General features: G+C 72.9%; 10 protein-coding genes. 8 read left to right on the forward strand and 2 right to left on the reverse strand.

The genetic code is table 11. The features are described from left to right. The first annotated feature begins 42 nt into the window (after positions 1-42). From AB0L34_RS02385 to AB0L34_RS02400, 4 genes are all read left to right on the forward strand, one after another. On the forward strand, positions 43-1,158 hold the full coding sequence (locus AB0L34_RS02385; RefSeq protein WP_363701203.1) for a dipeptide ABC transporter ATP-binding protein: 1,116 nt from the start codon (positions 43-45) through the stop codon (positions 1,156-1,158). Next, a complete protein-coding gene (locus AB0L34_RS02390) occupies positions 1,155-2,162 on the forward strand; it encodes an ABC transporter permease (RefSeq protein ID WP_363701205.1) in 1,008 nt (335 codons plus the stop codon). The genes AB0L34_RS02385 and AB0L34_RS02390 overlap by 4 nt, the downstream gene beginning before the upstream one ends. A 10-nt stretch (positions 2,163-2,172) precedes the next feature. After that, the gene (locus tag AB0L34_RS02395) at positions 2,173-3,159 is read left to right on the forward strand and encodes an ABC transporter permease (RefSeq protein WP_357694413.1); all 987 of its coding nucleotides are present in this window, start codon (positions 2,173-2,175) and stop codon (positions 3,157-3,159) included. Positions 3,160-3,317: 158 nt separating this feature from the next. Continuing rightward, complete coding sequence (locus AB0L34_RS02400) at positions 3,318-5,060, forward strand: ABC transporter substrate-binding protein (RefSeq protein WP_363701207.1); 1,743 nt, start codon at positions 3,318-3,320, stop codon at positions 5,058-5,060. A 136-nt stretch (positions 5,061-5,196) separates the two neighbouring features. On the opposite strand, the gene AB0L34_RS02405 is transcribed toward AB0L34_RS02400, so the two are convergent. After that, entirely contained in the window at positions 5,197-7,338 is a 2,142-nt protein-coding gene (locus AB0L34_RS02405; RefSeq protein ID WP_363701209.1) for a prolyl oligopeptidase family serine peptidase, read from the reverse strand. Positions 7,339-7,424: 86 nt separating this feature from the next. On the opposite strand from AB0L34_RS02405, the gene mshB reads away from it, so the two are divergent. The 3 genes from mshB (at position 7,425) to AB0L34_RS02420 (ending at position 9,355) form a co-directional block, all read left to right on the forward strand. Then, a complete protein-coding gene (gene mshB, locus AB0L34_RS02410; protein WP_363701211.1) occupies positions 7,425-8,351 on the forward strand; it encodes an N-acetyl-1-D-myo-inositol-2-amino-2-deoxy-alpha-D-glucopyranoside deacetylase in 927 nt (308 codons plus the stop codon). Positions 8,352-8,368: 17 nt separating this feature from the next. Continuing rightward, complete coding sequence (locus AB0L34_RS02415) at positions 8,369-8,809, forward strand: hypothetical protein (RefSeq protein ID WP_357455686.1); 441 nt, start codon at positions 8,369-8,371, stop codon at positions 8,807-8,809. A gap of 78 nt (positions 8,810-8,887) precedes the next feature. After that, on the forward strand, positions 8,888-9,355 hold the full coding sequence (locus tag AB0L34_RS02420; protein ID WP_350703886.1) for a hypothetical protein: 468 nt from the start codon (positions 8,888-8,890) through the stop codon (positions 9,353-9,355). A gap of 174 nt (positions 9,356-9,529) precedes the next feature. Here AB0L34_RS02420 and AB0L34_RS02425 read toward each other — a convergent pair whose 3' ends face one another. Next, positions 9,530-10,480, reverse strand: a complete 951-nt coding sequence (locus AB0L34_RS02425; protein WP_363701213.1) for a GNAT family N-acetyltransferase — start codon at positions 10,478-10,480, stop codon at positions 9,530-9,532. Between the two features lie 79 nt (positions 10,481-10,559). On the opposite strand from AB0L34_RS02425, the gene fdxA reads away from it, so the two are divergent. Continuing rightward, complete coding sequence (gene fdxA, locus AB0L34_RS02430; RefSeq protein ID WP_089005361.1) at positions 10,560-10,886, forward strand: ferredoxin; 327 nt, start codon at positions 10,560-10,562, stop codon at positions 10,884-10,886. Positions 10,887-10,990 lie beyond the last annotated feature (104 nt).

The following is a 10,990-nucleotide window of genomic DNA, read 5'->3' on the forward strand; positions in this document are numbered from 1 at the left end:
AGCGGAGCGGAGTCCCGCAGTCGCGAACGAAGGTGGGACCCGATGAGTGTGGAGACGGTCGAGCCGCTGCTGCGGGTGCGCGGGCTGGCCAAGCACTTCCCGGTGCGCAGCGGGCTGCGCAGCACGGGCCTGGTACGGGCTGTGGACGGGCTGGACTTCGACGTGCGCCCGGGCGAGACGCTCGGTCTGGTGGGGGAGTCCGGCTGCGGCAAGACGACGACCGGCCGGATGCTGGTCCGCCTGCTGGAGCCCAGCGCGGGGAGCATCGAGTTCGCCGGGCGGGACATCACCCACGCCGGCCGGCGTGAGCTGCGCCCGCTGCGGCAGGACCTCCAGATCATCTTCCAGGACCCGTACGCCTCGCTGAACCCCCGGCACACCGTCGGCCGGATCGTCGCGATGCCGTTGCAGGTCAACGGGATCGACCCGCCGGGCGGGATCAAGGCCCGGGTGCAGGAGCTGCTGGAGCTGGTCGGGCTGAACCCGGAGCACTACAACCGGTACCCGCACGAGTTCTCCGGCGGCCAGCGTCAACGCATCGGCATCGCCCGCGCCCTGGCGCTGCGGCCGAAGCTGATCGTCGCCGACGAGCCGGTCTCCGCCCTGGACGTGTCGATCCAGGCGCAGGTGGTCAACCTGCTCCGTGACCTGCAGCGCGACCTGGGCCTGGCGTTCGTCTTCATCGCGCACGACCTGGCCGTGGTGCGGCACTTCTGCCAGCGGGTCGCCGTCATGTACCTCGGCAAGATCGTCGAGATCGGCGACCGGGACGACATCTACGAGCGCCCGCAGCACCCGTACACCCGGGCGCTGCTCTCGGCGATCCCGGACGTCACCAAGCTCGGCCCGGCCGGCCGGATCCGGCTGGCCGGCGACGTGCCCACCCCGCTCAACCCGCCGTCGGGCTGCCGGTTCCGCACCCGTTGCTGGAAGGCGCAGGACATCTGCGCCACCGAGGAGCCGGCGCTGGTGCCCCGCGACGGCGGAGGCCAGGCCGCGGCCTGCCACTTCCCGGAGCGGGGGCCCGTCGAGGCCGCCCCGGCGGGGCAGCCGGCGACGTCGGCCGCCGAGCCGGCGGACGGCGCGGGCGGCGAGCCGGCGGACGCGGGCGCCGAGCCGGCGGGCACGGGTGCGGGCGTCGAGGAGGTGTCGAGATGAGCATGTCCCCGGTGGAGGGCGTGGCGCTGGCCGAGATCGACTCGGGTGGCGGCGCCGACGCGCCGAAGGAGAAGGGCTTCGTCGGCCGGTCGCCCGGCCAACTCGCCATGCTCCGGCTGCGCCGCGACCGGACGGCGATGGTCAGCGGGGCGATGCTGGTCTTCTTCGTGGTGGTGGCGCTCGCCGCGCCGCTGATCGAGGCGTTCTACGGGATCAGCCCGCGCGACCAGTTCCAGGCCAAGCTGGACGGCTTCGGCATGCCGCTGGGCTACGCCGGTGGCGTGTCGGGGGAGCACTTCTTCGGGCTGGAGCCCAACCTCGGTCGGGACATCTTCATCCGGCTGGTGTACGGCCTGCGTACCTCACTGCTGATCGCCTTCGCGGCGGCGGTGATCACGGCGGCGATCGGCATCGCGCTCGGCGCGCTCGCCGGCTACCTCGGCGGCTGGCTCGACGCGGTGATCAACTGGATCACCGACCTGACCCTGGCCATGCCGTTCCTGATCATCGCGCTGGCCCTGACCCCGACCCTGACGCTGCGCTTCTACGGCGAGCGGGACGCGGTCTCGCCCGCCTTCGGGGTCGGGGTGCTGATCGCCGTCTTCGCGATCTTCGGCTGGACCGGCACCGCCCGGCTGGTCCGCGGCCAGGTGATCGCGTTGCGCGAGCGGGAGTTCGTGGAGGCCGCCAAGGCCAGCGGCGCCGGGCTGGCGCACATGCTCTTCCGGCAACTGCTGCCGAACATCTGGGCGCCGATCCTGGTGTCGTTCTCGTTGGCGGTGCCGCAGTTCATCACCAGCGAGGCCGCACTGTCGTTCATCGGCGTCGGGTTGACCGAGGAGACGCCGAGCTTCGGTCGGATGATCTACCAGAGCCTGGACTACCTCCAGACCGACCCGGCGTTCGTCTTCTTCCCCGGCATCACGATCTTCGCGCTCGTGTTCGCGTTCAACCTCTTCGGCGACGCGCTGCGCGACGCGCTCGACCCGAAGTCGTCCCGGTAGGGGGCATCCGATGGCGCGTTTTCTGATCAAGCGGATCTTCTCCGCGGTGCTCACCCTGTTCGCGGTGAGCGTGCTGACCTTCCTGATGTTCTTCGCGCTGCCCCGCGACCCGGTCAGCGGCATGTGCCCGAAGAACTGCAACCCCGAGCGGCTGGAGCGGGTCCGCGAGGAGTTGGGCCTGCGTGACCCGCTGATCACCCAGTACGCCGGCTACATGAAGGGCATCTTCACCGGGCGGGACCTGGGCAGCGCCCAGGGCGGCCGGTGCGACGCGCCCTGCCTGGGCTGGTCGTACGTCAACAACGAGGCGGTGCTGGACACCATCGCCCGGGTGCTGCCGGTGACGCTGAGCATCGTGATCCCGGCGGCGATCCTCTGGCTGCTGCTCGGCGTCGGCCTCGGCATGGTCTCGGCGCTGCGCCGGGGCACCTGGCTCGACCGGGCCGCGATCGGCTTCTCGCTGACCGGCGCCTCGCTCCAGCTCTACTTCGTCGGCGCGGTGCTGCTGCTGGTCTTCGTCTACAACCTGCGCCTGCTGCCCGTGCCGAGCTACACGTCGATCTTCGACAATCCCCTGAAGTGGGCCAGCGGCCTGGTGCTCTCCTGGGTCGCGCTGGCCTTCCTCTTCTCCGCCATCTACGCCCGGCTGTCGAGGGCGCAGATGCTGGAGACGCTCTCCGAGGACTTCGTGCGCACCGCGCGGGCGAAGGGCCTGGCGAAACCGAAGGTGTACGGGCGGCACGCGCTGCGCGCCGCGATCACCCCGGTGGTCACCATCGCCGGCCTGGACGTCGGGGCGGCGCTGGGCGGCACGGTGATCACCGAGACCACCTTCGGCATCCAGGGGCTGGGGCGGACCGCCGTCGAGGCGGTGCGCGCCGGCGACCTGCCCACCATCATGGCGACCGTGCTCATCTCGGCGGTCTTCGTGGTGATCGCCAACGTGCTGGTCGACCTGCTCTACGCCGCCATCGACCCCCGCGTACGGCTCGGGTGACCCGCCCGTCCCGGCCGGCGCGCCCGCCCCGGGCGTCCGCCGGTCGGACGGCGGTGAAATTTATCGACAACTGTTACACAACTCGTAGGTTTTCTTCTTTACGATCCTCGGGACGTCGGCGTTCACGCCCGGCGGTACCTGGGTGGAGGAGGTAGGAGATGCGACCACGCGTGGCGGCCGCCGCAGGCGGCGCGATCGCACTGGTTGTGGCATTGGGTGCGTGCTCGGAGAACACGGGCGAAGGCACCACGGTGGACACCAACCGGCAGCAGACCGGGGTCATCGCGACCGACCCGAAGGACTCCATGGGTCCGGCGGCCGAGGTGCCGGGCGCCCAGAAGGGCGGCACCTTCACCATCATCCGGGAGACCCCCATCTCCCACCTGGACCCGCAGCGGACGTACTCGTTCGCCGGCCTGATGACGTCGCCGCTGTTCTCCCGTTACCTGACCACGTGGAAGGACGACGGCAAGGGCGGCCTGGTCCTCGTCGGCGACCTGGCCGAGACGCCGGGCACCAACGTCAACAACGACTGCAAGGTCTGGGAATTCAAGATCAAGGACGGGGTCAAGTTCGAGGACGGCCGCCCGATCACCTCCAAGGAGATCGCGTACGGCATCGCCCGCTCCTTCGACCCGGACCTGTCGGGCGGCCCCACCTACATCCAGGAGTGGCTGGCCGACAGCCCGCAGTTCGACACCAAGTGGGACTTCAAGAAGAACAAGACCTCGCTGCCCCCGGGCCTGAGCACCCCGGACGCGAAGACCCTGCGCTTCGAGTTCGCCAAGCCCCGCTGTGACCTGCCGTTCGCGGTCTCGCTGCCGACCACCGCGCCGCTGCCGGCCGACAAGGACACCGGCGTCAACCTGGACCACCACCCGTTCTCGTCCGGTCCCTACAAGATCGCCAAGAACCAGGTCGGCGTGCAGATCACCCTGGACCGCAACCCGCACTGGGACCCGAACACCGACCCGGTGCGGCACCAGTACCCGGACCAGTTCGTCTGGAGCTTCGGCGCGACGGCCGACGCCGCGAACAACCGGGTGATCGCCGACAACGGCGCCGACCAGAGCGCCGTCGCCTTCAACTACGTGCCCGCCTCGCTGGTCGCCAAGGTCGCCAACGACCCGGCGCTCAAGGAGCGGACCATCCTCTCCCCGACGCCGAGCTCCAACCAGCTCGTCATCAACAACCAGCGGGTGAAGGACCTGAAGGTCCGCCAGGCGCTGAACTACGCCATCGACCGCGAGGGCCTGATCAAGTCGGTCGGCGGGCAGACCGTCGCCTCGCCGATGACCACGCTGATGCCGCCGTCCACGATCGGCTTCAAGGCGTACGACGCCTACCCGGCCGGCGCCAACGGCAACGTCGACAAGGCCAAGGAGCTGCTCGGCGGCCAGACGCCGGAGCTGGTCCTCGGCGTCGCGGACAACACGAGCGAGCAGCAGATCGCCACCCAGCTCAAGGGCAACCTGGAGCGGGCCGGCTTCAAGATCACCGTCCGGAACATCCCGGACGACTCGAAGCTCGACGAGGTCAAGAAGAAGGACAACCCCTGGGACCTGTACATCGGTAACTGGGCGGCGGACTGGCCGAGCGGCGCCTCGATCCTGCCGGTGCTCTACGACGGCCGCACCATCAAGCCCGAGGGCAACAGCAACAGCGCGTTCTTCAACGACCCGGCCATCAACGCCGAGTTCGACCGGATCCTGGCCCTGCCGCCGGGTGAGCAGGGCCCGGAGTGGGCCAAGCTCGACGAGCGGATCATGAAGGAGCACGCCCCGGTCGTGCCGCTCTTCGTCGACGTGGCCTACCTGGTGCACGGCTCCAAGGCCGGTGGGGTCTTCGTCTCCAGCGTCTTCGGCTACCCGGCCTTCGTGAACGCGTACGTCAAGCAGTAACCCTCAGGCACCAACCCCACGGACGGGCCCCGGTCGACAGCGTCGTCGACCGGGGCCTCCGCGCGTCCGGCGCCGCCTGCCACGCCGCTGGCCCGCCGGCACCGGTCCGGCCGTCCCGGCCCGTGCCCGGCGGCCGTCAGAGGTGCCGGCGGACGAAGTCCAGCTCCAGCCTGAGCAGGCGTTCCGCGGTGCCGCCGGCGGCCATGTGGGTGGCCCCGGTCAACGGGAGCACCGAGTGCGGCCGGCCGGTCGCCAGCAGCGCCGCCGACAGGCGCAGGGTGTGCGCGGCCACCACGTTGTCGTCGACCAGGCCGTGCACCAGCAGCAGCGGCCGGGCCGACTCCGGATCGGCCACCGGCTCGCCGGCCAGCTCCACCAGCGAGTGGTGCGCGTAGATGTCCGTGCCGTCCTCCGGCAGGCCCAGGTAGCGCTCCGTGTACGCGGTGTCGTACAGCGCCCAGTCGGTGACCGGCGCCCCGACGATGCCGCACCGGAACAGCTCCGGGTGCCGCAGCACCGCCAGCCCCGCCAGCCAGCCGCCGAACGACCAGCCGCGCACGGCCACCCGGCCGAGGTCGAGGTCGGGGTGCTTGCCGGCCAACGCGGTGAGCGCGTCCACCTGGTCGAGCAGCACGACGTCGGCCACCCGCCGGTGGATCGCCTTCTCGAAGGAGGGGGCGACGCCCGGGGTGCCGCGGTTGTCGACGGTGACCACCGCGAAGCCGGCGTCGGCCCACCACTGGCGCTCCAGCCAGGCCGAGCGGGCGGCGAGCACCTCCTGGTGCCCCGGGCCGCCGTAGACGTCCAGCAGCACCGGCAGCCGCCGCCCGGTGACGTAGTTGTCCGGATAGAGCACCGCCGTCGGCAGCCGCCGGTCGGTGACCCGCTCCAGCAGCGGCAGCGGCGAGTACGGCGGGGTCGCGGCGAGCGAACGCAGCACGGCCACCTCGCGCTCGCCCTGCCACACCGTCCACCGGGTGCCCGGGTGGTCGAGCGAGGCGCTGCCCACCACCAGCACGTCCCCGCCGACGGCGGCGGTGTGCCAGCCCGGGTCGGTGGTGATCCGGCGGGCGTCGACGCCGCCGCCGATCGTGGTGCGTACCCGGAACAGGTGCCGCTCGCTCGGCTCCCCGTCGCTCGCCTCCACCAGCAGGTCGGCCGGGCCGGTGCCGCCGGGCAGCCGCCCCACCACCCGTCGCACGTAGAGCGACGGCGGGGTGAGCAGGGTCCCGTCGGCGAAGAGGCAGCGGGCGTCGTACCCGTCGTGGGCCAGTTCCCCGCCGACCAGCACCCGACCGTCCGGCAGGTGCGCCGGGGTGCCGGGGATCGGCTCCACCCAGCGCGGGTCGGCCAGTTCGGCGTGCACCTGCGTCTCGCCGGTACGCGGGTCGACCGCGAGCACCAGGCCGTGCTGCTGGGAACGGCGCAGCACGGTGATCAGCGGCCCACCGTCGGCCCAGTGCACCGCGGTCAGGTACGGGTAGGTCTCCCGGTCCCAGTGCACGTCGACCCAGCCGTCGTCGAGGTCGAGCAGGTGCAGGCTGACCTCGGCGTTCGGGCCGCCCGCCCGCGGGTACGCGACCGTGGTCGGCGGGCTCGCCGGGTCGGCCGGGTCGTGCAGGTGCCAGCGGTCCAGCCGGGACTCGTCCACCCGGGCGGCCAGCACGGAGCGCCCGTCGGGCGCCCACCAGTAGCCGCGGAACCGGTCGAACTCCTCGGCCGCGATGTGCTCGGCCAACCCCCAGGTCACCCCGGAGTCCTCGCCGGCCAGCAGGGTGTCCGTGCCGTCGTGTTCGACCACCCGCAGCTGACCCCGGCGGACCCCCTCGGCGGCGTCGGTCACGTACGCCAGGCGCTGCCCGGTCGGGTCGGGCCGCGGGTCGAGCACCGGGCCGACGGTGGCCACCTCGACCACGTCGCCGTGCACCAGGTCGGCCCGGAACAGCCGCCCGGCCAGCGCGAAGACCGCCACCCGGCCGGCGGCGTCCAGCGCGTACGAGCCGATGCCGGAGGCGCTCAGTCGCAGCCGCTCGCGCAGCGCGCGCTCGCCGGGGCTGAGCGCGTCGGCGTCGGCGTCCGCCCCGAGCAGCGCCGCCGGGTCGGCGACCAGCCGCTCCTCGCCGGTCGCCACGTCCAGCAGCCAGAGCGCGTCGGCCGGGTCCTCCGGGCCGGCCGAGCGCAGGAAGACCACCCGGGAGCCGTCGTCGGCCACGGTGACCGCGCGCGGCGCTCCGCGGCTGAACCGGCGGGTGCGGGCGGCCAGCTCCGGAAAGTCCACAGGCCAGATCGTAGAGCGGCGCCGGGGGTGATGTGGCCGACCTGCGTGGACGCGTCACGGCCGGCGGAGGAGAACCGCCGGATAGAGTGACCACCGTGACGACGCTGCCCGACCGCCGCCTCCTGCTGGTCCACGCGCACCCCGACGACGAGTCCATCGGCACCGGCTCGACGATGGCGCACTACGCCGCCGCCGGTGCCCACGTCACCCTGGTGACCTGCACGCTCGGCGAGGAGGGCGAGATCCACGTGCCGGCGCTGGCCCAGCTCGCCGCCGCCGAGGCGGACCAGCTCGGCGGGTGGCGGATCGCCGAGCTGAACGCCGCGTGCGCCGCGCTCGGCGTCACCGACCACCGCTTCCTCGGCGGCGCCGGCCGCTACCGCGACTCCGGCATGATGGGGCTCGCCACCAACGAGCACCCCCGGGCCTTCTGGCAGGCCGACCTCGACGAGGCCGCCGGCCACCTGGTGGAGGTCATGCGGGAGGTACGCCCGCAGGTCGTGGTCACCTACGACGACAACGGCTTCTACGGGCACCCCGACCACATCCAGGCGCACCGGGTGACGATGCGCGCCGTCGAGCTGGCCCGCGCCGAGGGCATCGCCCCGGCCAAGGTCTACTGGACGGCCATGCCGCAGAGCGTCCTGGAAGCCGGGATGGAGCACTTCGGCGGCTCGTCGGACAACCCCTTCGCCGGCATCGACCAGGCCACCGAGCTGCCGTTCTGCACGCCGGACGCGCAGATCGCGGCGCGGATCGACGCCACCGACCAGCACGCCGCCAAGGAGGCGGCGATGCGCGCGCACGCCACCCAGATCCCCGACACCTCCTGGCTCTACTCGATCGCCGGCAACTTCGGCAGCGAGTTCATGGGCGTGGAGTACTACACCCTCGCGGTGGGCGAGAAGGGCCCGGGCAGCGGGCCGTACGGCTGGGAGGACGACCTCTTCGCCGGGCTCGACGTCGCCGACGGCCCGGACCGGTCCCCGGTCGGGGCGGCCGGCCTCCGGTGACGCTGCCCGCCGCGCCGATGTCGGTCGTCCCCGAGGAGAGCGCCCCGCCACCGCCGCCCGGCCGGTCCCGGCTGCTGCTCGACCTGGCCCTGCGGGTGGCCGGTGGGCTGGTCGCCGTCCTCGGCGGGGTGCTGACCGCGGTGCTGGAGCTGCTGCTCGCCACGCTCCGGGTCGGCGGGCAGCTGATCGGCGTCTCGGTGGTCCTCGCCGTCGCCGCCAACATCGCGCTGAGCTGGTTCGCCCACGAGGCGGTCGGCCGCCGCTGGGCGGTGGCGCTGCCCGCGCTGCCCTGGTTCGTCCTGATGGCGGTCGCGGCGGTCCGCACCACCGAGGGGGACCTGCTCGTCGCGGGCGACAACTGGGTCGGCCTGGCGATGATCGTGGCCGGCGCGATGACCTTCGCGGTGATGGGCTTCCGGCAGGTCCTGGCGCAGCCGCCCGTCCGTCCGGGGGACTGACGACACCCAGGTTCCGGTGGTAGACATTCCTGCCAGGAAGCCCGCCGCGGAGGCGGGCGGTACGGCGGGAGGCGTGCGATGAGGGAGCGGTGGCGCGCGATCGGGATACTCGCGGTCGCGCTGTTCGGGGTCAACGTGGTCGCCCGGCTGGTCATCCGGTTCGGCTTCGACGGCGACGACACCACCGCCGCCGACCGGGTGTCGCTCGGGATGTTCGCGGTGATCGGGCTGGTGCTGGCCGTGGTCGCCTTCCTCTGGGGCAAACGTCGGCCGGTCGCCGCCTGGGGGTCCGACATGGCCGCCGCGGTCGGCGTCGCGCTGCTGCTGACGGTGCTGGTCGGGCCGCTGCTGGTCGGGGAGAACCCGTTCGGCGGGGGCGCGGGCACGTTCTTCGCCCAGATCTGGCTCTACCTCGCGGCCACCGGCGTCGGGGTGCTGCTCGGCTACCTGCTGCTCACGGCGCTCGGCCTCGACCACCGCTCGCAGTCCCTCAAGCGGTACGCCGAGCTGAAGGCCACCAAGCCCCGCAAGGTCGTCCGCCGCTGACCCGCGCGCCGCTCCGATCCACGGGCGCGCGCCGGGACCGGCCGGGCCGGCCGGGGCGGCACCATGCCCCTGTTCGGCCCCGTCGAGCTGCCCTCACAGCCGGGGCCCGGCCCCGCCGAGGGGGCGGGGCCGGGGATCGGGCGCGCCTCCCGTACGCGGCGGAGGGCGGTGCGGTCAGCGCGGGGCGGTGCGGGTGAGGTAGGTGTGGTGGGTGGTGAAGCCCAGGGTCCGGTAGAGGGCCACCGCCGGGGTGTTGCGCTGCTCGACTTGGAGGAAGGCGCGCGAGGCGCCGGTCGCGGCGCCCCAGTCGGCGAGCGCGCGGATGACCCGGCCCGCCAGGCCCTGCCGCCTCGCCTCGGGTCGCACCTCGATCACGCTGAGCCCGAGCCAGCGCCCCGAGCCGGTGACCGCGCCGCGGCCGACGGCGACCAGCGCGCCGTCGGCGTACACGTGGGCGAAGCGGACCTGCCCCACGGCGGTGAGCACGTGCCGGGCGGCGTCCGGCAGGCCGCCCTTGCTGCCCGCGACGACGGCGAGCCAGTCGTCCGACGGCGCGGCGGCCAGCTCGACCGGCGGTGACCCGGCGGCTGCCGGCGACAGTCCCGCCAGCGGCACGGTCTGCACCAGCACGGGCGGGCCGCTGCCCCAGCCCCGCGCGTCCAACTCGGCGCCGACCGGGGCGGCGAGCGGCAGCGGGGTGTTGACCAGCGCCGGTTGGCCGAGGTCGGCGTACCAGCGCTCCACCGCGTCGAGCGCGGCGGGCAGCGGACGGTCCGGGTCGCCCACCGGCAGCGCCGAGTTGGCCCGGCCGGTCCAGCCGTCGGCGGCGCGCAGCAGCCAGTCCCCGAGCCGACCCCGGACGGCGGCGGGCCACGCCTCGTCGGCGGCCAGCTCCAACTCGGTCACGGCCGCGGCGGTGGGTCGGCGGGTCGGCGGCACCCGCTTGGCCCGGTGCACCTCGGCCACCGGGACCCGGAGCCGGCCCTGCGTGGTGGCGAGAGTGAGATGGGTCTCGCTCAGCTCGACCAGCTCGCCGAGGGCGTCCGAGAAGAGGGGTCGGCCTTCGCGAATCCCCACAATCCGGCGAACCACGATCCGGTGTCCCACATCCTGCTGTCGGAGCACGATCGACCCCCTCCCCGGCGAGATACTAGGCTCTTACCGTCGCGGGTGATCGCGGCGTGTCTTGCGGAGGAGAAGACCGGTGACCTACATCATCGCCGAGCCGTGCGTGGATGTGCTCGACAAGGCATGCATCGAGGAGTGCCCGGTCGACTGCATTTACGAGGGCAACCGGATGCTCTACATCCACCCCGACGAGTGCGTCGACTGTGGTGCCTGTGAGCCCGTCTGCCCGGTCGAGGCGATCTTCTACGAGGACGACGTCCCGGAGCAGTGGAAGGACTACACCGGCGCCAACTACGAGTTCTTCGAGGACCTGGGCTCGCCCGGTGGCGCCTCGAAGATCGGCAAGGTGGAGAAGGACGCGTCCTTCGTCGCCGCGCAGCCGCCGCGCGGCGAGGGCCACTGAACCGCCCCGCGCCGGTCTCGTCGCGGCTGCCCGAGTTCACCTGGGACACCCTGGACGCGCCGGCCCCACAGGCGCCCGGCCCGCCCCAGCAGCACAACAAACTC

Origin of the sequence: Micromonospora sp. NPDC052213, assembly GCF_040679695.1 — a bacterium.
Taxonomy (GTDB): Bacteria; Actinomycetota; Actinomycetes; order Mycobacteriales; family Micromonosporaceae; genus Micromonospora.

What these genes read in the sequence shown, in the direction of transcription:
- AB0L34_RS02400 (WP_363701207.1), top strand. Translation starts at nt 3,318, where the DNA reads ATGCGACCACGCGTGGCGGCCGCCGCAGGCGGCGCGATCGCACTGGTT.
- AB0L34_RS02415 (WP_357455686.1), top strand. Translation starts at nt 8,369, where the DNA reads ATGTCGGTCGTCCCCGAGGAGAGCGCCCCGCCACCGCCGCCCGGCCGG.
- AB0L34_RS02395 (WP_357694413.1), top strand. Translation starts at nt 2,173, where the DNA reads ATGGCGCGTTTTCTGATCAAGCGGATCTTCTCCGCGGTGCTCACCCTG.
- AB0L34_RS02390 (WP_363701205.1), top strand. Translation starts at nt 1,155, where the DNA reads ATGAGCATGTCCCCGGTGGAGGGCGTGGCGCTGGCCGAGATCGACTCG.
- AB0L34_RS02420 (WP_350703886.1), top strand. Translation starts at nt 8,888, where the DNA reads ATGAGGGAGCGGTGGCGCGCGATCGGGATACTCGCGGTCGCGCTGTTC.
- AB0L34_RS02385 (WP_363701203.1), top strand. Translation starts at nt 43, where the DNA reads ATGAGTGTGGAGACGGTCGAGCCGCTGCTGCGGGTGCGCGGGCTGGCC.